Raw genomic sequence first — 22,399 nt, forward strand, 5'->3', positions numbered from 1 at the left:
TTTGGAATTATAACAATATATATAGGAACTAGCTCATAAAAAGATATGAGCTAGTTTCACTAATAAGGGAAAGGCAAAGTAACTAACACCATCGTTAAGAACATGATGGTCAAATAATTAAGAGAATAAACAAACATCCACGTTGCCCACTTATAATCATCCTTCATGAAAAACCCTGCAATCCCAAGGATCAGCCATCCAAGAGAAAGGGCAAAAGCTATTGATAGAAATATACTGCCGAGTGACGCTAAATATATCGGCAATGGCAGCAGGCAGGCTACATATATAACTATCTGCCTTTTAGTCATGCGAAAGCCATGGACAACAGGCAGCATAGGTATCCCTGCCGCTTTATAATCGTCTCTCTTTTTCATAGCTAAAGCCAGAAAGTGTGGTGTCTGCCAGATAAACATTATCAGGAATAAAATGACCGCTTCCAATTGTAAACCTGGGTCGATTGCTGCCCAGCCTATTAAGGGCGGTACAGCTCCTGAGAAACTTCCAATTACTGTATTAATAGTATACTTCCTCTTTGACCACATCGTATACAGAACAACATAAGTGAACCATCCGAAAGCGCCGAAGAGAGCCGCCGGAATTGTCGTAAAGGATAATATGATGATCCCAAGAACAGAGACAATGACTCCCATCCATTTAATAACGTTAATTGGTATGGAGCCCGTCACGGTTGGTCGGCTGTCTGTTCGAGCCATCAAATGGTCTATATCTCTATCATACCAGTTATTTAAAATACATCCACCGGCAATTACGAAAGCGGTTCCGAACATTGTCAGTAAGAAGGTTAGCCACTGATCAGTAAAGCTGGCACCTGTAAAATAAACAGCGAGCCAAAAGCCAGTAAAAGTAGTAATTAAATTGGAGTTTATGATCCCGACTTTAATTAAGCTTTTAATGTCAGCTAAAAATGAAGTTTCCCGGACAGTCGATTTGATGACTTGGGGTGCTGGTGATTCAGCTGTTCTAGGATTGTCCATTGAAATATCTTCCCTCCTTCTCCTGCTTCACAGTTTCATCTTTATAAAGCAGTCTTAGTTCCTTGTAAAAAAGTAACATTCTCAAGAAACATCAAAATAATTGTATCATGTAATCAAGTTTCTATCTATTTCTACATTACAATTTTATTTTTTTGTGTCAAAATTGTGAAGGTTGAAGGGATACAGATTTCAAGTTTTACAATTGAATAGACATCCTGCCGAATCTGTTAATAAATAAAATGAAATAGTGAACTAACCCACTGTCTTTACAAAAATAAAACCCGGCATTATACGCCAGGTTTCATTATCTCCTAACACTACACTAGCATTTTCCTTCATTTTTAGTTATTCAAATTCTATCAACAAATCTCCTACATGTATTGCCTCATTATTTTTAATATATATGGCTTTGATTACACCATCAAAAGGTGCTTGAACAGTTGTTTCCATTTTCATCGCTTCTGTGATCATCAAATGATCTCCTTTTTTTACTCTTTCGCCACTTTCTGATAAAACTTTGATAACCGTTCCAGGCATACTCGCTCCGATGTGTTTTTCATTCGATTTATCGGCTTGAGGGCGCTCCTCTACGGTGGAAGCAACATTTTGGTCTTTTATGACTACTTCCCTCGGCTGCCCGTTCAGTTCAAAATAAACAGTGCGATTTCCGTCTTCCTGGGCTTCACCGATGGAAACGAGCTTGACAATAAGAGTTTTCCCTTGTTCAATTTCCACCTCTATTTCTTCACCCAGTCGCATACCATAGAAAAATGTCGGTGTATCCAAAACGGACATATCTCCATATTGTTCAGTAAACTTTTGGAAATCCATAAAAACTTTAGGATAAAGTGCATGGCTTATTAAATCGAAGCTTGTAATCTGTCTGCCCAGCTTATGAAATAAGGTCCCTTGTAACTCTTTAAAATCGACAGGGTCCAGCAGTTCACCGGGACGTACCTGTAAAGGTTCTCTTCCTCTTAATATAATGCGTTGCAATTCTGGAGGAAATCCTTCGTGAGCTTGGCCTAAATACCCCTGGAACAACTCTACGACACTGTCAGGAAAAGATAACGAGTCACCACGCTCATATATATCGTCTTCGTTCAAATCATTCTGAACCATAAATAAGGCCATATCTCCAACGACTTTCGAAGAAGGTGTGACTTTCACTATATCACCGAACATATCGTTTACACGACGGTACATCCTTTTAACTTCATCCCAGCGAGAAGCGAGACCCACAGCGCGTGCCTGCTGTTGAAGGTTACTATATTGACCGCCTGGCATTTCATGAATGTAAACCTCTGAATGGGGTGCCATCATTCCACTTTCGAAATCTTTATAATTTTTACGAATATCTTCCCAATAAAGCCCTAACTTTTCATATGCGGATATGTCCATTCTCGGTTTGCGTTCATTATGTTCCATTGCGTAGTAAAGACTATTAGCACTTGGCTGTGAGGTAAGACCTGCCATTGAACCTGCTGCCACATCCACTACGTCCACTCCAGCTTCAATAGCACGAGCATATGTAAATATGCCATTTCCGCTCGTATCATGGGTGTGTAAATGAATCGGTATGTCAATTGTCTCTTTCAGCTGGGAAATAAGCTGATAAGCCGCTTCCGGCTTAAGCAATCCCGCCATATCTTTAATACCTAGAATATGAGCACCTGAGTCCTGTAATTCTTTAGCCAAGCGTTGATAATATTTCAAGTCATATTTCGGTCTTGAGGAGTCGAGGATATCGCCGGTATAACATATAGCAGCTTCAGCTACTTTATTATTTTCCCTGACAGCATCAATTGTAAGCTTCATGCCTTCAACCCAATTTAAACTATCGAATATACGGAATACATCGATACCCGCATTCGAGCTTTTTTCGACGAACTCATTGATCAAGTTATCAGGATAATTCTTATAACCAACAGCGTTTGAAGCTCTTAAGAGCATCTGAAATAAAACATTCGGCGCATCCTTACGCAGTTTAAGAAGTCTTTCCCACGGGTCTTCGTTCAAAAAACGATAAGCGACATCAAAGGTTGCCCCGCCCCACATCTCTAAAGAGAAAAGATCTGGTAATAATCTAGCGGTAGGTTCTGCAATAGTATGAAGATCTTTTGTCCTTACACGTGTAGCTAATAATGATTGGTGTGCATCACGAAAAGTTGTATCAGTTAAGAGAACATCCTGCTGGTCGATCAACCAATTGGCTAAACCTTCAGGTCCTTTTTCGTCTAAAATTTGTTTTGTACCCGAAGGCATTTCCTCGAGAGTATTGATATGAGGAACCCTTGGAGAAGGAAGTGTCGGCTTTTTCCTATTACCCTGCCCTTCAAAGCCGTTTATAGTACGATCGGCGATGTAGGACAACATCTTCGTTCCGCGGTCTTTTCTTTTTGGGAAAACAAACAATTCTGGAGAACGATCGATAAATGTTGTATTATATTCCCCTGTTTTGAACTGCGTATGCTGAATTACGTTTTCTAAAAACGGAATGTTTGTTTTAATTCCTCGAATTCTGAACTCCTTGAGGTTCCTGACCATTTTCTGAGCTGCTTGATCAAAGCTTAAAGCCCAAGTGGAAAGTTTGACGAGGAGGGAATCGTAAAACGGTGAAATGACTGCTCCTTGAAATCCATTTCCTGCGTCTAATCGCACTCCAAAGCCTCCGCCTGATCTATAAGCCATTATTTTTCCTGTGTCAGGCATGAAATTATTTAAAGGATCTTCAGTAGTAACCCTTGATTGGATTGCATATCCGTGAGTTTTTATTTCAGCTTGTTTTGGTATCGATAACGGTTTTTCATGAAGGGCATACCCTTCAGCAATCATGATTTGCGATTGAACGATATCAATTCCTGTAATCATTTCGGTGATCGTATGCTCTACTTGCACTCGTGGGTTTACTTCAATGAAGAAGAATTCTTCCCCTGTAACTAGGAATTCTACAGTTCCAGCATTCAGATAATTGATATTTTTCATCAATTGAACAGCCGCAGCGCAAATCTCTTCTCGTAAATCATCAGTCAAAGAAACACTCGGAGCAACTTCGACAACTTTCTGGTGACGACGCTGTACAGAGCAATCGCGTTCGTATAAGTGAACGATATTTCCTTTTGAATCACCTAGGATCTGAACTTCAATGTGCTTCGGTTCTTCGATGAGTTTCTCAACGTACATTTCAGAACTTCCGAAAGCCGCCTTCGCCTCTGACCGTGCCCTATCATAACTATCTTTTAAGGTTTCTTCACTTCTTACAATTCTCATACCGCGGCCCCCGCCGCCCATCGCAGCTTTGATCATTAACGGATAACCATGTTGATTGCCAAAGTCACGGATCTCATTTAAACCGCTTACAGGACCGTCCGTACCAGGTATGACAGGAATGTTGGCTGCCACCGCCTGATCTCTTGCTTTTACTTTATCGCCAAACATATTCAGATGTTCACTGCTAGGGCCTATAAATACGATTCCCTCTTCTTCACAGCGTCTGGCAAAATTGATATTCTCAGACAGAAATCCATAACCAGGGTGGATCGCATCCACCCCGACACTTTTTGCAATTTCAATAATACCTTCAATATCGAGATAAGCATCAATGGGTTTTTTACCTTCTCCAACAAGGTATGCCTCATCAGCTTTGTATCTGTGAAATGAACCTGTATCTTCTTGAGAGTAGACGGCGACTGTACGAATATTCAATTCTGTACAAGCACGAAAGACTCTAATGGCGATTTCTCCCCTGTTTGCTACAAGAACTTTTTTGATCTGTTTTAATTCTGCCATGATCTCACTCCTTGTTTATCAGCACGATGAACGGGCTGTCTAAGTGGTTCATACGTTTGTTGTTTCTCAGATTCTTTCACTTTTACATTTCTAGCTACATTGTTTAGAACGCCTAATGCCAGCATCATGATAAGCAGCGATGATCCTCCGTAACTGACTAAGGGCAGCGGCACTCCAGTGATTGGCAGTAGTCCGCTCATTGCTCCAAGGTTTATTACCGATTGGATAGCAAACATCGAAGAAATTCCCAATGCTAATAATGCTCCGAATGGATCTTTACATTTCCACGAAACATACAGCCCTCTTAAAACGATGAGAGAGAGTAGACCAATCGTTATGATCACCCCAAGAAAACCTAGTTCTTCTGCTATAACAGCCATAATGAAATCAGTATGCGGCTCAGGAAGATAGCCTAATTTTTGTACTCCCTGACCTAATCCTTCACCTAAAATCCCTCCCGTACCAATCGCTACATAGGACTGGATCAAGTGATATCCATCAGCATCAGGAGCACTGAATGGTTCATAAGCTCCTGTGAAACGTTCAACACGTTCATCCGTGACCATTTGTGTCGCTGCCAATATCAAGACTAGTCCTGTAACTGAAACAAGAACCAAAATATGTTTCCACTTGATTCCTGAACTCATAATTAAAAGGCTGGCAATCATACCGATAACTGCAGCCGTACCGATATCAGGTTGTAATACAATAAGCGCAAGCAAAAATCCTGTAACGATTAAAGGAGGAAGCACAGCTTTAGCAAAATTTTCTATATAATCTTGTTTTTTTGCATAAACAGAAGAAAGGTATATAATCAGCCCGAGTTTTGCTAATTCTGCAGGTTGAAAATTCATAAAACCTAAATTATACCAGGATTGCGCATTATTTACACTCGTTCCAAAAAAGAATAATCCAACGAGGGAAATCACCATGATAAGTACGATTAACTTGGACATTTTTTTGAAATGTCTGTACGGAAAGATTGAGGCTAATACCATCAGTATTATACCGATGAACCCCCATTGTAATTGCTTGAATAAATAGTGGCTGCTAGATACATCGTAGCGCACTGGTCCATATACCATACTGGCGCTGTAAACCATGACTGTCCCAAACGCCACTAAAGCGATCGGAGCAAATAATAAGGTGAAGTCATAGCTCTTTAATCGTTTTATCATAATATTCATCCCTACTATACTTATATTTTCTTGTTGTACATTTCATTTTCCTGCTTTTTTTATGTAAATAGATGAAATTCGTTTAAAATCAACACATATCCTTACAAAAAAACTCAAATCACAACATAAAATGTCGTAATTTGAGTTTGTCTGTCACGAATTTTGCGCTGCTTCATGTAAGACATTTAGTTGTTTTTCTAAATTATCTAATATCGACTTTCCTTCTTCTTCGCTAATTAAGTCCAATCGAACTGCAAAATGAATTTCTCGTGAGAGCCCGAACATTTGTGTATCTAAAACTTCCTCATATAATGGACATTGAGGCATGGTCAAATTGTCCATTTGAACTTTTATTAGTCGCAGTATTTTATCAGCATCAGCCTTCAGAAGGGCATAGGCCTTTTCCTGGTGATCCACAGCCACATCAGACAACATCAAGATCCCCTCCATTTACAGTCTATCTTCTATTAATAGTATCGTCTTGGACCAAAAAATGCAACAATGGAATTGCAGTTATACTAAAATATCGATAGATCGTAACGATTCGATAAAATCTCCAATAGTTTTGTTCCAACAACACTATTCCCCTTCTCATCCAGGGCTGGACCATAGACTGCAATTCCGCCAAAACCATTCAATGATGCCATGACACCACCAGAAACTCCACTTTTGGCAGGAACTCCTATTTTTATCGCAAAAGCCCCTGAAGCATCATACATTCCGCAAGTGACCATAAACGTTTTACATATTCTCGCAAAATGTTTTGAAATAATTCTCCTCCCGGATTTTATATCCCTTCCTTCATTCGCGAATAATGCGCCAATCCTTGAGAGCTGCTTGACGTTTACGTCTATTGAACATTGCTTCGTATAAACATCCAACGTCTCTTCCACACTGCCGTTAATTACATCATGCTGCTTTAAATAATATAATAAGGATCGATTTAAATAAGCGGATTGAAATTCTGATGCAGCCACCTCTTCATTCACTCCTATTGAGTGATCGTCTGTCATTTCATGTATAAAGCTCAGCAGCCTTCCTACTTTCTCAGCAGGATTATCTCCGTGAATCATATTGGATACAGCTAAGGCTCCTGCATTGATCATCGGGTTCAGCGGTTTGGAGGGGCGGTACTGTTCTAAACGGTATATAGAGTGGAACGGGTCTCCAGTCGGCTCCATTCCTACCCTGTTAAAAACATACTCTTCCCCATTGTCCATAAGTGCAAGTGCCAGCGCGATCACTTTTGAAATACTTTGAAGCGTAAAACAGGTTTCTACTTCACCAGCATGAATACAATCATCATCTAAATAATAAATAGCAGCTGACAAATCGTCTGGGTTTTGCTGGGATAATGCCGGGATATAATCAGCCACTTTTCCATCATGTGCATAGGGACGTACGTTGTCCAGCCAGCTTTCCAGTGTATCTTTTGTAATTTTATCTTTCATACAATCTCCTCCTAGTGAAATCGTCTACATTTTTTGCTATGCTTTGAGTGTAGTTATTTAATTGAGAAAGGTGGCTGTTCCATTTGATCGTTCAAATACAAGGGGATGTGAAATTCCCAATAACTTTAGATCCTACTGTATGGATTTTTGATGATAGAAAACGCAGTTACGATGAAATATTCAATCCTTCTTCTGTACCAAGTCCTGAAGATAAAGATGAAGAACTAAAAAAGCAGTCCAAACGATTTGATAGAGAAGTCTATCAACAAAAAATCAATCCACCTGTAAACAGGAGTCTGCACCGTCGAGAAAAAGAGCGCATTTTAGAAGAATCATTCTTAATGCCGATCCAGCCTTTCATCCATACAAGTGAGCCAAAAAGCCACGTCGAAAGTGTAACTCTAATTACTGACTCCGGAGAACATAAACTGGATGCCGACCGATTTGCAGAAGGATTATTCTTATTTTCCAAAGACGGTAAACCTTTAAAGGAAGACGGCCCGGTACATTTATATTTTGCCGATAAAAGTAAAGAACAAACACCCGTTAAAGGAATTAAAAAAATCATTTTTCAATAATAATGAGTAAAGGCAGCTTTCAAAGGCTGCCTTTTTGCATAATAATGGCTGGACCTTCGCACACTATAGAAAAAGAAGCGAGGGTCCCAAATGAAGCCTATCTTAATTATTGGAGGTTTACTCTTTTTAATAGCATGTCAGCAGCAGGAAAGTGATTCCTTGTTACAGGAAAAGTCGAACACCAATACAAATATGCAATATGTAAGCAACTCTGACCCCGTTCCAAGGGAAGATAAAACGAATCAAGAAACGGCCCGTCACCTTGCTAAACTTGCTGTCGAGATACCTGATGTCCATGACGCAACTGCAGTAGTCATCGGCAAATTTACTGTGGTTGGCATCGATGTCGACAAAGACCTGGATAGGTCTCGCGTCGGCATAATTAAATATTCTGTTGCCGAATCTCTCAAAGATGACCCTTATGGAAGAGAAGCCTTAATTGTGGCCGATGCAGATGGTGTTGAACGCATTAGGGATTTAGGTTCTAAAATGGCTGAAGGGCATCCTGTAGAAGCAGTCACCGATGAATTGAGCCAAATCGTGGCAAGATATTTACCCGAAGGCCCTGTCGAACATGTACCTGAAGAAACCGATCAAAACAAAGAAAAAATACCTGAAAATGAAGAGAAAGAAATCGACGAAATCCAAGAGGAACAGTCGACGGATCAATAAAAATTCTCTCGCATATATGCCCATGCCGGCCACATTAAAACAGCTAAACCCCTTGGGATTTAGCTGTTACTTTTTTCAATGATTTCTCTTTCTTTTTCAGTTAAATCATTGTAGTACTGAACACCAAACTGAGAACCTTCTGAAACCATTTTTGCGTTTTCACTGTCAGCCAATTCAGGGTTTCCAGCTTCTTCTATCGGCATATCTTCCTCTTTAGAGAACTTCCCTTGTATCGACTTAGCTTTATCTACTACTTGCTGCCTCTTAGTTTCATCTTTCAATAAATATGCAGCCACTCCGCTTGTCGCGGCTCCCACTGCTGTAAAAATCCAACGCTTCTTCACACTATCATCCTTTCTAAACATCTTAAAATTTTCTGTATGTAAAGTGTTCCCTTTCGAATTTTATTTAAACCACAAAATGCGAGAGATTCTGAATCATGATATGATGTAAATTAAAGAAACCTTTTGTAAGAAAAAATCAATATAAGCAGAAAAAAATATATGTTCTATTAAAGGAATTCATTTTAAAAGAGGTGACCAAGATGAAAGTGAAATGTGTATTATGTGATTCAATTAATACAATCGACAGCTATTGCTTACAAGCTAAAAGGCTCCGGAACCGCAGAATCACGACTTACATGTGTCCTGACTGTCATGAAAGAATAAAAAAGAACACAGAAAAACGAGTAAATTCAGGACACTTCACCTTTAATCGCGAAAGGAAACGTGAGAAGCATCTGCCTTAAATAAAGAATCCCCCTGACATTTTTACAAGCCAGGGGGATTCTTTATGACTGATGCTGCTCATTACTGCGTTCTTTATGAAGTCTGAACCGATAAATCCCAAGAATTAATGCTGCTACGACAAGGCTTTCTGCTAAAGGTAAATTTAATCCTAAAATCAAAGTTAAAAGAAACGTACCTATGATGAGAACACTATAGACGACTATATTTTTCATTAAAGGTAATTTCCTCGCGAACCCCAATTTGAACGTTATGATTGCCAGGATTACTGTGACTAAGTATAAAAAGAAAAATGAACGAAAAAGCAGCGCTACTTCACTCTCATCATTCATATTAACTTCACTGCCCATGCCCTTGAAAAAGAAATCTGCTATCGGCCACAAGTCTGTTGGTACTTCTAAAGTCGACATAATTGTCTTGATGCCTCCCTACCCTTCATTACTCTCCATATCATACTAAATCTTAGAATTTTACGCCACCACATTCGCCAGGATAAATTTCAACCGTTTTCATCTATAGTTATTTGTTTTATAATGAATACTGACTTTACTAGGAAAAAGCTTTATAAACACGTCTCTCAAACATTTAGGAGTGGAATGATGAAAAATATTAACTGGAACTCAATACTTCTCGCTTTTTTTGTCATATTAGCATTTATATCTGTAGGTTTCGCCCTCGGGCAAGAAGTTTTTTGGCTTGCAGGCGCTTTTCTTTTAATTGGATTTGGATTGATGGGTTTCGGGATATCAAAGAAAAAGAGAGAAAGTGCTCATTAAAAAACGCAGCTTCCTCGCAAGGTAATTCTGATACTGTGCAGAAAATGCCATAAAGACTTAATGTTCACAAAGACGCTAGGATATTATCCCAGCGTCTTTGTTTGTAAAATTTTCTTATTAAACTAAAGCTCCTTTTAGTGGAAGACTCAGATTCGAGATATTCGGGCTGTTTCCGTTATGATTGACAGCGTTTAGAGCTCCGGGAAATCACTCACTTTCCGTGGGAGCGCAGTGAGTCTCCTCGAGCTAACGCTCTCCGGGGTCTCACCAAGCACTCTTTTCCCACAGGAGTCTCGAAATTTCCCGGAGCTCTTTGCGATGATTAGGTGGTACGGAAACACCGATTTCAGGATGTCAGATGCTGCGCTACAGTTATGATAAAAATTTGATATTGAGCGGTTTATCCCTATAAACAAACGCTCAACAAAAAACGAACATGGATAAAGAAGACGCACCTTCTTGCAAAAAAGGTTCATTTCTAGCTTACTTTCACGGAAATGAAAAGCCTATTGGATAGTTAGTTTTTCTAAAACAACCGGTTTAAATATAGTTTAAGAACAATCCTTCACAGACTCCACCATACTATGTCTGTAAAAATCAACATAGACATTAGCACGTTAACAACAGTTATTGTCACTCTATTACTAAGATTCGACTTTGTATGCTAATTCAAATGATGGTATCAATAATCGTAGGTCTGCGAGCAAAAAAACAGCAGACCAAATCATATGCGACTTGGTCTGCTAATTAGTATGTTATTTTGTATGTTTCTCCACAAACGCGGAACTACTTACTTTCACGCTGCGAATTTTTAATGGGTTATTTTTTTAATGTGACAAATTCCTCTATGACGCCTGAATGTATTTGGGGGTGGCTAGCCATCATACTCGTTCGGTTCAGCATGTCCAGCTCAAGCCCGTCTGCAGTAGTAACGATGCCCCCCACTTCTTCAATGATGATTCGGCCGGCTGCAATATCCCAAGGCATTAGACTCATCGTTAAATAACCATCCAAAATTCCTTCAGCTACATAAACTAATTCAAGAGCCGCAGAACCATAGGATCTGGTGCTTCGGATTGTCTTCACTAAATTCCCTACTCCTATATGGTCGATGTGAGGGTTTTCAGGAAGCAGCCAAGTGGTGTTTAACGCAATAATAGACTCTTCAATAGGTTTTTTATAGGTTAGTTCAGCTAACTTCTCTCCGTTCTTGTAAGCCCCTCCCTCACGTAAAGCAGTATACATAACATCTTGCATCACGTCATAAATAATTCCAACTTCACCTATTCCGTCCGTGTATATACCAACAGAAATCGCAAAATTTCTTTTCTGATGCACAAAATTCATCGTTCCATCAATAGGATCCACAATCCAAACCGTTCCTGTTAAATCTTTTATATCGTCTCCAAAACCTTCTTCACCAAATAAAAGATGCTCTGGAAATTCTTCCTTAATTTTCTCAGCAAAGAACTTTTCAGTGTTTTGATCCATTTCAGTGACAAGATCATTACGATTAGATTTGGTTTCGATTGTTCTCGGATCATCAATTTTCTTCCTGATACGTTCACCCGCTTCATGTACAAATTCTTTAGCTTTATTAAAAATTAATGTTCGTTCAGTATTATCCATAAACAAAAATTACTCCTTCGCGTAAGATTATCTGTTAATTATATCAAATATAATTCAATTCCGATAAAAAAAGAGCACCTCTTAAGGTTGCTCTTCTTTACTCAGACCATTCCAAGAGTTGCTTATGAAGATCCTTCAGACGAGTTTTGCATAATTCAATTTGCTCCTTGTCCCCAACTACCATAGCGTCATGCAGGGCTACTAATTCATAGTCGATTTCCATGCGGATTACGGGGAGCCTTTCTTCAGCTTCTCTTTTACGTAATGCCTCCATTACATGTTTCACTGTTCTTTCCTCCCTTTTTCCTTCTTTAATTATATATATGACCATAAGCTTCTAAAGTTTCGATAAGATTACTAGTTTATAACCTATTTTCTCACTTATAAAACCTTTCAAACACATTACTTAAGGAAAGTGATCTGTTGTGGTAGAATTTTTTATAGTTTAGAACTGTTGTGTCTCTTGTCGATTTTTCTTTAACGTTTCCACACTTGGAAAAATTTGAATATTCATTCTCTATTTGCTGTGCGGGAGATAAGGCTCTACAAGATCCGGTGAACAAATAGGATCAATAAACTTTCATCACGCTGACAGTAAAGTCTATATTGACGACACTTAGGCTGTCCCACAAGAACTTATTTTCAAAGGTGATTTACAACAAATGAAAACATAACATTAGTAAAGATAGGAGTTGAGTTAATGAGTGACTTTACGGGATTTACACAAGAAGATTTTGACGTTTTCACTATTCCTGGACTCGAAAATAGAATGGAAGCCCTCAGAGAAAAGATTTCACCGAAATTAGAAGCTATCGCTACTGAGTTGGAACCAGATCTTACAGCAATGACTGGAGATGAAATGTTTGTTCATGTAGCAAAGCATTTAAGAAGAAAAACGAATCCACCAAATGATACGTGGGCTGCTCTTGCTTCAAATAAAAGAGGATATAAAAAGCTGCCTCATTTCCAAATTGGCATGTGGGAATCTCATGTATTCATTTGGTTTGCCGTAATATACGAAAGTCCAATCAAAGAAGAATATGCTCAAACTTTGCTTAATAATAAAAAAGAAGTACTTTCTCTAGTGCCTAACGATTTCGTATGGTCTATCGACCATACGAAACCTGATGCCATCCCTCATTCAGAAGTAGATGAAGAAAAATTAGAGAAGATACTGGATAGGCTGAAAAATGTCAAAAAAGCTGAAATCCTTTGCGGCCGTACGATTTCCCGGGAGGATGACATTCTTAAAGACCCTGAAAAATTCTTGGAATTCTGTCGCAGCAGTTTTCAAACTCTCCAACCGCTATATCAATATACGAAATAAGAGTCGTCTAAAAAGACGACTCTTATTTTTTCATTCTGATAAGCTGACCTGATTGGGATTCTTTTGCTTGCCTGACCGTACGATAAAACGAATACCCGGACTCTTTCTCGAATTTCGCCCCCAATTGCTTCTCTTCACTTTTAGAAGGGACTATTTGCTTGAATCTAGTATATGCTATAAGCAAATCTTCTTTTTTCACACTATTCTCATACGCTTTCTCGACTAGCGAATAAAAGTTAACGACATCTATAATTTCTTCTTTTGACCAAAAAACTTCGTCGATCGGGTAATTATAACTCATTGTTTTCCACCTTTTTGTTTATTTCCAATTAGAGCGGATGCTTTCAGCTTCATGTAATACACGCTCAAATAGCTCTTTTACAGATGGTACATCGTGTATTCTTGCTGCTACTTGCCCGGCCCAAGCAAAGCCTTCCTTTTCTTTTCCTTCATAAATATACTTTCTATTTGTATCACCACTAATAAGCGGCTTAAGTTTTTCATATCCAGGTTCGGTGCTCTCGAAACTTATTATCTGGTCCGTCCAATCATTTTTAAGAGCTCTGGCAGGAGCTCCGAGAGAACGTTTGATTACAACCGTGGAGTTCTCATCAGCTTCAATAAGAGATTGTTTATAGAGATCATGTGCGTGCACACATTCTTTCGTAGCAATAAACCGTGTACCCATCTCAATCCCTTCCGCACCCAAAGCTAAAGCAGCCATCAAGCCTTTACCATCCGCAATTCCTCCTGAAGCTATAACAGGTATATTTACCGCTTCGACTACTTGAGGGGTCAGTACCATTGTTCCGACATCCTCTCTGCCTATATGGCCGCCGCCTTCTTGTCCTACAACCATAATCGCGTCAGCACCTAGAGCTTCAGCTTTGATAGCCTGCCGCTTTGCTGCCACAAGAACTAGGGTTTTTATTCCTTTGCCCTGAACCATTTCCAGAATCGGCTGGGGGTTGCCTCCCGTAACCGAAATGACAGGGACTTCTGCATCGATAGCCGTCTGAACCATAGACTTAAAGGGTCTACCATGCTGTCCTATGGCAAAATTAACTCCGAAAGGATTAGGAGTCAACACTTTCATTTTATGTATTTCCGCTTCAAGCTGGTTTTCATCATCCATACTCATAGCAGTAATCTGACCTAGTCCACCAGCATTAGAAACTGCGGAAGCTAACTCAGAATATGCCAAATGGGCTAAACCTCCCTGGACGATAGGATATTGGATGTGTAACAGGTCCGTTACCCGAGTTGACCATTTCATGGCAAAACCTCCTCACGTAATCATTTTACCACGAAGTAATGCATTTTATAAAACTAGCCAATACCTGATAACTTTGCTATAATTCACTTGCTTTTACGATGATTAAGAGGTGTTACAATATGGACCAAAATCAAACCCCGTTATTTACTGGACTTAAGAAACACGTTTCGAATGACCCCATTCAATTTCATATACCCGGTCATAAACAAGGGAAAGGAATGGATAATGAATTTTCAGAATTTATAGGGCCACAGGCTTTATCCATTGATTTAATAAATATTCAACCGCTTGATGACCTCCACCATCCACACGGAATGATCAAAGAGGCACAACAGCTTGCAGCCGAGGCTTATGGAGCCGACTATACTTTCTTTTCCATACAAGGCACCTCTGGAGCGATCATGACGATGGTAATGAGTGTATGTCATCCAGGAGATAAAATAATTGTTCCTAGAAATGTTCACAAATCTGTAACGACAGCGATCATTTTTTCTGGAGCTATTCCTATTTTCATTCATCCTGAACTAGACGACTCTTTAGGAATATCTCACGGCATTACTCCTGAGTCTGTAAAAAAAGCCTGCCAGGCTCATCCTGATGCGAAAGCTGTACTCGTCATTAATCCCACTTACTTTGGCGTAACAGCAGATTTGACCCAAATCGTTCAAATCGCTCACGATTATGACATGCCCGTACTCGTGGATGAAGCTCATGGCGTGCATATACATTTCCATGACAGGCTGCCCGTTTCTGCTATGCAGGCCGGAGCTGACCTTGCAGCAACGAGCGTGCATAAATTAGGAGGGGCGCTTACTCAGAGCTCTGTACTTAATTTAAAAGAAGGTCTAGTGTCTCATGAGAAAGTACAATCCGTCCTTTCTATGCTGACTACAACTTCCACCTCATACATTCTGCTCGCTTCTCTTGATACAGCAAGAAGAAACCTCGCGATACATGGAAAAGATTTATTAGAATCAACCATACAGCTAGCCGATTATGCAAGAGACCACATCAATAAGCTTCCACGACTTTACTGTGCAGGTGAAGAAATCTTAGGAAGTTCAGCAACCTATGATTATGACCCTACGAAATTGATTGTCTCTGTGAAAAGCCTGGGTATTACAGGCTACGATGCTGAAGTATGGCTCAGAGACAATTATCATCTAGAAGTGGAATTGTCCGATTTATACAATATCCTTTGCATCGTCACACCGGGTGACTCGGAAAAAGAAATCGACTTACTAATAAATGCTTTGAAGGATTTGTCCAATACATTAGGAAGCAGAGAGGCTATCCAGGAGACAAAAGTGTACGTTCCGGAAATTCCTTTGTTAGCCCTAACACCTAGAGAAGCATTCTACTCTGAAACCGAAACAGTATCCTTTAAATCCTCGGTAGGTAGAATCAGTGCAGAGTTTATAATGGTTTATCCGCCAGGGATTCCTATCTTTATCCCAGGAGAAATAATCACTGCCGAAAACATTAACTATATCCATGAAAATGTAGCCGCCGGACTTCCGGTACAGGGTCCAGAAGACGACACTTTAGAAACTATACGTGTCATTAAAGAACATCGTGCTTTTAAATAAAGAAATTAAACGTTAAGGGGCGTCATCCAAATTTGGATGACGCCCCTTCATTTTTTCAAAGTTATTTACTTGGCTGGTTACAGGATGGACATTTGCTGTAAATAGTCGATACTTTTTCATTCTCGTAATGCTCGATTACTTTTTGACAATCTTGGCAAATAATTGTTCCCATTTTCATTATCCCACCTTAGTAAGTATTTGAAATCGCTTTCAATGTAATTTTTATTTTAATATGACACATTTAAAATTTCAAGCCCTTTAGTATAACTTTTTTTAAATGTGCCATACTAATAAGTCACCATTACATGTATATGCGCTTATAACTAAAAAATGAACGGTGAGCTCTGCTCACCGTTCATTTTTTTCATCCAGCTTTATCGTAGAAGGATCAATGAAACCATAACTTTTTTCCTCAAACCCTTCAATGATTTGAGGGATAGCTTCAGCAGTCCATTCTCTGTCGTGCATTAATAAATTAGCCCCCGGTACTAACAACTCTGTATTGACCATGATATCCGCTAAACTTTCAGCATCCTGATATTCAGCTTCCCAATCATAACCATATGTCCAGTTCATTAACAGCATACCTTCGTCTTTTGCTAATTGTTCTGTATACTCAGTGTTTTGACCAAATGGAGCTCTGAAAAATTCAGGACGTTCCCCTGTTATCTCTTCGATCTGATCATTTAAATCCACAATTTCATCTTTCTGTTCTTCTACTGAAATTTTTTGCAAAGAAGGATGCGACATCGTATGATTGCCAATTGCAAACCCCATATCATAAATTTTCTTCAATATTTCTTCTTTTTCAGGAGTGTTGATAAAATGGCCGTTCACGAAAAATATTGCAGGTGCATTCAATTCTTTTAATTTTTTCGCCATTTCCAGCCCAAACTGGTCAGGAGCGTCGTCAAATGTTAATAATACGACCTCTTCCTTTGCATCTTCAATTGGCTCAAACGTCCAAATGTTGTTCATTATGTATTGGGGTTCTACACTCTCTTTCTCTTCCGCAGCTGCGCCTTCCTTCTTTTCTTTCTCCTCTCCCTTAGCTGAAGAGTCTTCTGACGGTTCCTCTACTTCTTTTTCCACCGTAACTGACTTGCTGTCACCATTAGACTCCTCTGCTTGCTTCACTGCTTTCTCATCACCGCAAGCAGCCAGTAAACATAACGAAATAACCACTAAAACCCAATACTTCATATTTGCCCCCCTATTTACTATATATGTATATTCATATTATAGGCTATTTGATCATCACTTTTCACTATAGTCATTTAAAGTTTTTTGAGAAATAAACAAATGAGACTTTTGATTCATAATTAATTGTCTGTTATTTCTGAATGGAACGTAGGAAGTTGACACAATTCGATATTCGTTTTATTCTTTATAAAAGCCCAAAAATATTGGGCTTTTTCTTATGTCTTTAGTAGTTGTAAAAAATTGCGGATATGAATTTCATCCCTGTTCTCAACATACTTCGACAGCTTTTTTGTTTCGTTCACTGGGAAGTTGGGTAATATACTGATTGGTACTATCATCTCAATTCTTAAAAGTTATCTTATGATATTCTCCTCAACATAACTCAATTTTCATCTATGTTTAAGCTCTCCCCATTTTAAACATGGATTCATGAAAAGTTTTGAGTAGCCAACAAAAAAGTTAGACCTCTAAGAAGTTACATTTTAATGTGAACATACGGGTAAAATAAGTTGCGGGACTTATTTTAATTTTAACCTTTTGTAAGTTGTTCACATGCATGATTTTTTAATACTCCATTAGTACTTTTAAGAATTGAGATGACACTATGGAAAAACTTATATTTTTTAAAGATCATGCAGGACTATCATGCATTGGATTCTCTTACTATTTCTCGTAAATTTATTGGAAAGGATGTTTGATATGCAACAAGTTTCAAAAGTCTTTTACATCTCATTAGTTGTAGCAGTTCTATTTATTGCTTGGGGCGCATGGCCCAATTCGAATATCTCAGAGGTAACTACAAACATCCAGGGTTTTATAACGGATAAATTCGGATGGTTCTACTTACTTTCTGCAACAGGATTCCTCATATTTGCTATTTATTTAGTCTTTTCTAAATACGGAAAGCTTAAACTCGGTAAAGAAGATGATGAACCAGAGTATCCTTACATCACCTGGTTCGCCATGTTGTTCAGTGCCGGAATGGGGATCGGCCTTGTGTTCTGGGGAGCCGGAGAACCAATTTCTCACTTTAATGCACCACCTGGCTTAGATACTGAAGCCCAAAGCCAAACCGCCGCACAAGAAGCTATGAAGTACAGCTTTTTCCACTGGGGATTACATCCTTGGGGAATTTATGCAGTAGTCGCTTTGGCATTAGCTTATTTTAAATTTAGAAAAGGAGCTCCCGGTGTTATTAGTGCCGTTCTCGTGCCATTGATCGGTGAAAAGAGGGTCAAAGGACCAATTGGTACGACAGTAGATTTTATTGCAGTGTTCGCCACGATATTCGGAGTAGCCACTTCATTAGGTTTTGGCGCACTGCAGATTGCTGGTGGCCTAGCCTTTCAGTTTGATGGAATTGAAAACACAGTAACACTCCAATTCATTATTATCGCAGCCGTAACTATACTCTTTATGACTTCCGCAATGACAGGATTAAATAAAGGAATTAAATATTTGAGTAATACAAACATCGTCTTAGCCTTATTGCTCATGTTCTTCCTGCTATTTGCAGGTCCAACTAACTTTATTATGGATTATTTCACTTCTACCTTCGGCTCATATGTCCGGGATTTACCATACATGAGCTTCAGAATGACACCATTCTCAGAAGATAGCACGTGGGTCGGAGACTGGACTATTTTCTATTGGGCCTGGTGGATCTCATGGTCTCCTTTCGTAGGTACTTTTATTGCCCGCGTTTCAAAAGGTCGTACCATCCGTGAATTTATTCTTGGAGTACTCCTAGTCCCAACAATATTTGGCGCCCTATGGTTCTCTGTATTCGGCGGAACGGCTATTAACCTTGAATACTTCCAAGGACAAGATATTTATTCAGATGTAACTGGAATAGGTGAAGAAGTAGCTCTCTTCTCAGCATTACAACACGTACCATTAGGCGGCATTATGTCCATCATAGCATTACTGCTGATCAGTACTTTCTTTATTACTTCTGCAGACTCGGCTACATTCGTTCTAGGAATGCAGACGACGAACGGCAGTTTGAATCCTGATCTTAAAGTTAAGTTTATATGGGGTGTTTTGCAAGCAGGTACTGCTTCTATCCTTCTTGCTACTGGCGGTTTGACTGCATTACAAACCGTTTCAATAATAACCTCATTACCTTTTACAGTCTTATTAATCCTAATGTGTATTTCCCTATTTAAAGAATTTCAAAATGAAGGAAAAAAAGTCGGGATTAAAAAGAAAAATAGTGCAAAATAATAAAAAGAGGACTTCCTATACGGAAGTCCTCTTTTTTGGCTCTAAAATATATGTTGGGGTTTTAGAAAATTCGGCATAAAAAATACACGCAAACTTCAAAGATAAGGCGGCCCAGTTTCGTACTTCTCAAAACACAGCGATGCGTAAGTTTGACACGATATCAAGCCCTACTCTAAAGGAAGTGGAAAGCTTTCCTAAAGTTACTGCCATAGATGAGTATAAAGAAGATACCACCGAAGGAAAATATCAGGTTATCATCGCAGATGGTGAAATAGGAAAACCTCTAGATATCCTCCCCAACCGTCCCTTAGAAACGGTAAAGAGTTACCTTCGTGAAAAAGGGGCAAAAGGGGAAATAGTCATTATGGATATGAGTCATGCCTTTAAATCGGCTGTTCGTAAAGCTTTAGGAAAACCAATTATTGTAGACGATGGGTTTCATTTTTGTCGTTACATCTATTGGGCTGTAGAGCGCGTGCGAAGAAGAGTGCAGAAAGATGCTCATGACTATGACCGTCGAAAGTGTAAGCGTATGAAGCATGTCTTCTATAAGCGTTATGAGGATCTTAGTAAGAAGCAGCACTGGTGGTCTAAAAGAGGCGTTCAGAGAGTGGTTTACTAAAGCTAAAGAGATAGGTGAAAAACAGCCGGGCACAGTGAAATCTTTACTCAAGGATTTTTATCACAGAAGGTAGAAAAGACGGGAATGAAAGAGTTTATTCAAGCCATAAAAACGTTGAAGAACTGGCAGGTTGACGTGCTGAATAGCTTTGCCTTTAATTATAGTAATGGCTTTATTGAAGGTTTGAATAACCAAACAAAAGTGATTAAGCGTAACGCCTTTGGAATTAAGCGTTATGATCGATTAGGGTTGAAAGTACTATTACATCATCAATACAAAGCATTTAGTGATTTTCAAGTTGGTTAAGGAGTAGGAGAATTTCTCCTCCACCAACAATTGACTAGAACCTCTTTTTTACATAAAAAAGTCTTTATAACAATCTTATTAAACACAAAACATAGATTTATCATCTTCATGACAGTTATATAACAACAGCTGTTTTTGAACTTCTGTCTGATACACTTTGTATAGAGAAGAAGGAGTGAAAAAGTATGCTGAAATCTTTCATGACTATACTTATAGCTGGCTTATTAGCATGTACGCTTTCAAGCTGCGAAGCAAATGATGAAACAATCAAACTAATAAGCGCTGAGCCTTCCGGATATAAAATTAACTTATACAGCCACCCTGATGATCAGGAACAGGCTAATGATTACATGTCTGCCCTTTTAAACTGGAAAACCGCTCAAGAGGATGATAGGTTCCTGTCATTTAAAGAATCTACACTAAGTTCTGACGATATTAACATTTCTGCAGATCAACTGCCAGCTCTTGTTATTTATAAGGATGGGGAACTGGTTCAATCAATTAGTGGAAACAATAGTGACCCTAGCGAAATAAAAAGCACTTTAGATAATACAGTCGCTCTATCCAATAACAAAAACTCCTAAGCCGGAAACGGCTTAGGAGTTTTTTTAATGAAATTCATCATTATTTTACAATATGAATAGGCTGTCCCATAGCTACTTCAGCAGCTTCCATCGTAATCTCACCTAATGTTGGGTGAGCGTGGATTGTTAAGGCTAGATCTTCTGCTGTCATTCCAGATTCAATGGCTAAACCAAGTTCAGCAATCATATCACTAGCATTCGGTCCAGCAATTTGCGCGCCGATAACAAGGCCATCATCTTTACGAGTAATCAGTTTCAAGAAACCATCACTATCGTTAAGAGATAGGGCACGACCGTTAGCTCCGAATGGGAATTTTGAAGCATTCACTTCGTATCCTGCATCTTTAGCTTCTTGTTCAGTATACCCAACTGAAGCAAGCTCTGGATCTGAGAATACTACCGCAGGAATACCGAGATAATCAACTTCAGATTTCTCGCCTGAGATAACTTCAGCAGCGATCTTTCCTTCATAAGAAGCTTTGTGAGCCAATGGAGGACCATCGACGATGTCACCAATCGCAAAGATGTTATCTACGCTTGTACGACACTGTTTGTCCGTTTTAATAACACCTTTATCACTCATCTCGATGCCTAACTCTTCAAGTCCGATTTCATCAGTGTTCGGACGGCGCCCTACAGTTACTAATACGTAGTCAGCGTCAATTGTTTTTTCTTCGCCTTTAACTTCATACTTAACTGTAACACCATCTTTTGTTTCCTCTACTCCTTTGGCCATCGCATTTGTAACGACGTCCACACCTTTCTTCTTCAAGCGGCGTTTGACTAGAGAAGACATTTGTTTTTCAAATCCTCCTAGGATATCTTTCATTCCTTCAAGGATTGTAACCTCTGTATCGAAGTTAGCGTAAGCAGTACCAAGCTCTGTACCGATATAGCCGCCTCCGATGACAACCATTTTCTTAGGTACTTCTTGTAAAGCTAAAGCACCTGTAGAATCGATGACACGGTCAGAGAATTTGAAATCAGGAATTTCAATAGGGCGGGAACCTGTCGCAATAATACAGTTATTGAACGTGTAAGTTTGAGAATTTTTGTCATCCATTACACGAACAGTGTTTTTATCTACGAAATAAACTTCACCCTTAACGATGTCAACTTTATTTCCTTTAAGAAGTCCTTCAACACCGCCAGTAAGTTTATCTACAACTGATCCTTTCCATTCTTGTACTTTAGAAAAATCAACAGTCGTATTTTCAGACTTGATGCCCATGTCTTCAGAACCTTTTGCATGCTCATAACGGTGACCTGCTTGAATAAGGGCTTTGGAAGGTACGCAGCCTACGTTAAGACATACGCCTCCAAGATTTCCTTTATCAACAATTGTAACCTTTTGACCAGTTTGTGCAGCACGGATGGCAGCTACATAGCCGCCGGGTCCTGCACCTACTACTAATGTGTCTAACTCAATTGGAAAATCTCCTACTACCATAC

At 39.2% G+C, this 22,399-nt stretch carries 22 protein-coding genes and 1 pseudogene; 9 read left to right on the forward strand and 14 right to left on the reverse strand.

All coding sequences use genetic code 11. From position 1 onward, the window contains the following. Window positions 1–59: 59 nt before the first annotated feature. The 5 genes from cyoE to glsA form a co-directional block, all read right to left on the reverse strand. Window positions 60–995, reverse strand: coding sequence for a heme o synthase (gene cyoE, locus O2Q26_RS18460; RefSeq protein WP_289217239.1), 936 nt, complete (start codon window positions 993–995; stop codon window positions 60–62). Between the two features lie 345 nt (window positions 996–1,340). After that, a complete protein-coding gene (gene pyc / locus O2Q26_RS18465) occupies window positions 1,341–4,784 on the reverse strand; it encodes a pyruvate carboxylase (protein WP_289217240.1) in 3,444 nt (1,147 codons plus the stop codon). Next, entirely contained in the window at window positions 4,772–5,962 is a 1,191-nt protein-coding gene (gene ftsW, locus O2Q26_RS18470) for a putative lipid II flippase FtsW (RefSeq protein WP_289217241.1), read from the reverse strand. Before ftsW ends, pyc begins: the two co-directional genes overlap by 13 nt. Window positions 5,963–6,115: 153 nt before the next feature. Continuing rightward, on the reverse strand, window positions 6,116–6,397 hold the full coding sequence (locus O2Q26_RS18475; RefSeq protein WP_371925006.1) for an Fpa/YlaN family protein: 282 nt from the start codon (window positions 6,395–6,397) through the stop codon (window positions 6,116–6,118). 83 nt (window positions 6,398–6,480) lie between these two features. Continuing rightward, window positions 6,481–7,413: a glutaminase A gene (gene glsA, locus O2Q26_RS18480; RefSeq protein ID WP_253935050.1), complete on the reverse strand. Its 933-nt coding sequence runs from the start codon at window positions 7,411–7,413 to the stop codon at window positions 6,481–6,483. Window positions 7,414–7,496: 83 nt separating this feature from the next. On the opposite strand from glsA, the gene O2Q26_RS18485 reads away from it, so the two are divergent. Further along, a complete protein-coding gene (locus tag O2Q26_RS18485; RefSeq protein ID WP_289217242.1) occupies window positions 7,497–7,991 on the forward strand; it encodes a hypothetical protein in 495 nt (164 codons plus the stop codon). Window positions 7,992–8,081: 90 nt separating this feature from the next. Next, on the forward strand, window positions 8,082–8,663 hold the full coding sequence (locus O2Q26_RS18490) for a YhcN/YlaJ family sporulation lipoprotein (protein ID WP_289217243.1): 582 nt from the start codon (window positions 8,082–8,084) through the stop codon (window positions 8,661–8,663). Between the two features lie 59 nt (window positions 8,664–8,722). Here O2Q26_RS18490 and O2Q26_RS18495 read toward each other — a convergent pair whose 3' ends face one another. Then, window positions 8,723–9,007: a YbyB family protein gene (locus tag O2Q26_RS18495; RefSeq protein WP_289217244.1), complete on the reverse strand. Its 285-nt coding sequence runs from the start codon at window positions 9,005–9,007 to the stop codon at window positions 8,723–8,725. 200 nt (window positions 9,008–9,207) lie between these two features. On the opposite strand from O2Q26_RS18495, the gene O2Q26_RS18500 reads away from it, so the two are divergent. After that, on the forward strand, window positions 9,208–9,411 hold the full coding sequence (locus O2Q26_RS18500) for a YlaI family protein (protein WP_253935046.1): 204 nt from the start codon (window positions 9,208–9,210) through the stop codon (window positions 9,409–9,411). A 42-nt stretch (window positions 9,412–9,453) separates the two neighbouring features. Here O2Q26_RS18500 and O2Q26_RS18505 read toward each other — a convergent pair whose 3' ends face one another. Next, the gene (locus tag O2Q26_RS18505) at window positions 9,454–9,819 is read right to left on the reverse strand and encodes a YlaH-like family protein (protein WP_253935045.1); all 366 of its coding nucleotides are present in this window, start codon (window positions 9,817–9,819) and stop codon (window positions 9,454–9,456) included. Window positions 9,820–10,008: 189 nt separating this feature from the next. Here O2Q26_RS18505 and O2Q26_RS18510 point away from each other — a divergent pair, with 189 nt between their 5' ends. Beyond that, window positions 10,009–10,185, forward strand: a complete 177-nt coding sequence (locus O2Q26_RS18510) for a DUF5325 family protein (RefSeq protein WP_289217245.1) — start codon at window positions 10,009–10,011, stop codon at window positions 10,183–10,185. Window positions 10,186–11,004: 819 nt separating this feature from the next. Here O2Q26_RS18510 and O2Q26_RS18515 read toward each other — a convergent pair. Together O2Q26_RS18515 and O2Q26_RS18520 are read right to left on the reverse strand one after the other, a co-directional pair. Then, window positions 11,005–11,814: an inositol monophosphatase family protein gene (locus O2Q26_RS18515; protein WP_289217246.1), complete on the reverse strand. Its 810-nt coding sequence runs from the start codon at window positions 11,812–11,814 to the stop codon at window positions 11,005–11,007. 97 nt (window positions 11,815–11,911) lie between these two features. Further along, window positions 11,912–12,100, reverse strand: coding sequence for a YkzI domain-containing protein (locus O2Q26_RS18520; RefSeq protein ID WP_289217247.1), 189 nt, complete (start codon window positions 12,098–12,100; stop codon window positions 11,912–11,914). Window positions 12,101–12,514: 414 nt separating this feature from the next. On the opposite strand from O2Q26_RS18520, the gene O2Q26_RS18525 reads away from it, so the two are divergent. Further along, window positions 12,515–13,141: a YktB family protein gene (locus O2Q26_RS18525; RefSeq protein WP_289217248.1), complete on the forward strand. Its 627-nt coding sequence runs from the start codon at window positions 12,515–12,517 to the stop codon at window positions 13,139–13,141. Window positions 13,142–13,163: 22 nt separating this feature from the next. On the opposite strand, the gene O2Q26_RS18530 is transcribed toward O2Q26_RS18525, so the two are convergent. Together O2Q26_RS18530 and O2Q26_RS18535 are read right to left on the reverse strand one after the other, a co-directional pair. Beyond that, the gene (locus O2Q26_RS18530) at window positions 13,164–13,442 is read right to left on the reverse strand and encodes a UPF0223 family protein (RefSeq protein WP_289217249.1); all 279 of its coding nucleotides are present in this window, start codon (window positions 13,440–13,442) and stop codon (window positions 13,164–13,166) included. A gap of 18 nt (window positions 13,443–13,460) precedes the next feature. Beyond that, window positions 13,461–14,417, reverse strand: a complete 957-nt coding sequence (locus O2Q26_RS18535; RefSeq protein WP_289217250.1) for an NAD(P)H-dependent flavin oxidoreductase — start codon at window positions 14,415–14,417, stop codon at window positions 13,461–13,463. A 119-nt stretch (window positions 14,418–14,536) separates the two neighbouring features. Between O2Q26_RS18535 and O2Q26_RS18540 the strand changes: the two genes are divergently transcribed. After that, a complete protein-coding gene (locus tag O2Q26_RS18540) occupies window positions 14,537–16,006 on the forward strand; it encodes an aminotransferase class I/II-fold pyridoxal phosphate-dependent enzyme (RefSeq protein ID WP_289217251.1) in 1,470 nt (489 codons plus the stop codon). Window positions 16,007–16,067: 61 nt separating this feature from the next. On the opposite strand, the gene O2Q26_RS18545 is transcribed toward O2Q26_RS18540, so the two are convergent. Together O2Q26_RS18545 and O2Q26_RS18550 are read right to left on the reverse strand one after the other, a co-directional pair. Further along, window positions 16,068–16,178, reverse strand: coding sequence for a GapA-binding peptide SR1P (locus O2Q26_RS18545; protein ID WP_253934811.1), 111 nt, complete (start codon window positions 16,176–16,178; stop codon window positions 16,068–16,070). A gap of 176 nt (window positions 16,179–16,354) precedes the next feature. Beyond that, on the reverse strand, window positions 16,355–17,209 hold the full coding sequence (locus O2Q26_RS18550; protein WP_289217252.1) for a polysaccharide deacetylase family protein: 855 nt from the start codon (window positions 17,207–17,209) through the stop codon (window positions 16,355–16,357). Window positions 17,210–17,908: 699 nt separating this feature from the next. Between O2Q26_RS18550 and O2Q26_RS18555 the strand changes: the two genes are divergently transcribed. From O2Q26_RS18555 to O2Q26_RS18565, 3 genes and pseudogenes are all read left to right on the forward strand, one after another. Next, on the forward strand, window positions 17,909–19,435 hold the full coding sequence (locus O2Q26_RS18555; RefSeq protein ID WP_289217253.1) for a glycine betaine uptake BCCT transporter: 1,527 nt from the start codon (window positions 17,909–17,911) through the stop codon (window positions 19,433–19,435). Window positions 19,436–19,574: 139 nt separating this feature from the next. Next, window positions 19,575–20,363 (forward strand): annotated as a pseudogene (locus O2Q26_RS18560) (transposase). Between the two features lie 185 nt (window positions 20,364–20,548). After that, on the forward strand, window positions 20,549–20,947 hold the full coding sequence (locus tag O2Q26_RS18565; RefSeq protein ID WP_289217254.1) for a hypothetical protein: 399 nt from the start codon (window positions 20,549–20,551) through the stop codon (window positions 20,945–20,947). Window positions 20,948–20,987: 40 nt separating this feature from the next. Here O2Q26_RS18565 and lpdA read toward each other — a convergent pair whose 3' ends face one another. Then, complete coding sequence (gene lpdA, locus O2Q26_RS18570; protein WP_289217255.1) at window positions 20,988–22,397, reverse strand: dihydrolipoyl dehydrogenase; 1,410 nt, start codon at window positions 22,395–22,397, stop codon at window positions 20,988–20,990. Window positions 22,398–22,399: the final 2 nt, after the last annotated feature.

This window comes from Halobacillus campisalis (genome assembly GCF_030345335.1).
GTDB lineage: Bacteria > Bacillota > Bacilli > Bacillales > Halobacillaceae > Halobacillus_A > Halobacillus_A campisalis.

Bases quoted from the DNA above. Each gene is read 5' to 3' on its own strand.
- O2Q26_RS18505 (WP_253935045.1), bottom strand. From the start codon at position 9,819: ATGTCGACTTTAGAAGTACCAACAGACTTGTGGCCGATAGCAGATTTC.
- ftsW (WP_289217241.1), bottom strand. From the start codon at position 5,962: ATGATAAAACGATTAAAGAGCTATGACTTCACCTTATTATTTGCTCCG.
- pyc (WP_289217240.1), bottom strand. From the start codon at position 4,784: ATGGCAGAATTAAAACAGATCAAAAAAGTTCTTGTAGCAAACAGGGGA.
- O2Q26_RS18545 (WP_253934811.1), bottom strand. From the start codon at position 16,178: ATGGGAACAATTATTTGCCAAGATTGTCAAAAAGTAATCGAGCATTAC.
- O2Q26_RS18550 (WP_289217252.1), bottom strand. From the start codon at position 17,209: ATGAAGTATTGGGTTTTAGTGGTTATTTCGTTATGTTTACTGGCTGCT.
- O2Q26_RS18535 (WP_289217250.1), bottom strand. From the start codon at position 14,417: ATGAAATGGTCAACTCGGGTAACGGACCTGTTACACATCCAATATCCT.
- cyoE (WP_289217239.1), bottom strand. From the start codon at position 995: ATGGACAATCCTAGAACAGCTGAATCACCAGCACCCCAAGTCATCAAA.
- O2Q26_RS18490 (WP_289217243.1), top strand. From the start codon at position 8,082: ATGAAGCCTATCTTAATTATTGGAGGTTTACTCTTTTTAATAGCATGT.
- O2Q26_RS18475 (WP_371925006.1), bottom strand. From the start codon at position 6,397: ATGTTGTCTGATGTGGCTGTGGATCACCAGGAAAAGGCCTATGCCCTT.
- O2Q26_RS18555 (WP_289217253.1), top strand. From the start codon at position 17,909: ATGCAACAAGTTTCAAAAGTCTTTTACATCTCATTAGTTGTAGCAGTT.
- O2Q26_RS18540 (WP_289217251.1), top strand. From the start codon at position 14,537: ATGGACCAAAATCAAACCCCGTTATTTACTGGACTTAAGAAACACGTT.
- glsA (WP_253935050.1), bottom strand. From the start codon at position 7,413: ATGAAAGATAAAATTACAAAAGATACACTGGAAAGCTGGCTGGACAAC.
- lpdA (WP_289217255.1), bottom strand. From the start codon at position 22,397: ATGGTAGTAGGAGATTTTCCAATTGAGTTAGACACATTAGTAGTAGGT.
- O2Q26_RS18530 (WP_289217249.1), bottom strand. From the start codon at position 13,442: ATGAGTTATAATTACCCGATCGACGAAGTTTTTTGGTCAAAAGAAGAA.
- O2Q26_RS18510 (WP_289217245.1), top strand. From the start codon at position 10,009: ATGAAAAATATTAACTGGAACTCAATACTTCTCGCTTTTTTTGTCATA.
- O2Q26_RS18500 (WP_253935046.1), top strand. From the start codon at position 9,208: ATGAAAGTGAAATGTGTATTATGTGATTCAATTAATACAATCGACAGC.
- O2Q26_RS18515 (WP_289217246.1), bottom strand. From the start codon at position 11,814: ATGGATAATACTGAACGAACATTAATTTTTAATAAAGCTAAAGAATTT.
- O2Q26_RS18565 (WP_289217254.1), top strand. From the start codon at position 20,549: ATGCTGAAATCTTTCATGACTATACTTATAGCTGGCTTATTAGCATGT.
- O2Q26_RS18525 (WP_289217248.1), top strand. From the start codon at position 12,515: ATGAGTGACTTTACGGGATTTACACAAGAAGATTTTGACGTTTTCACT.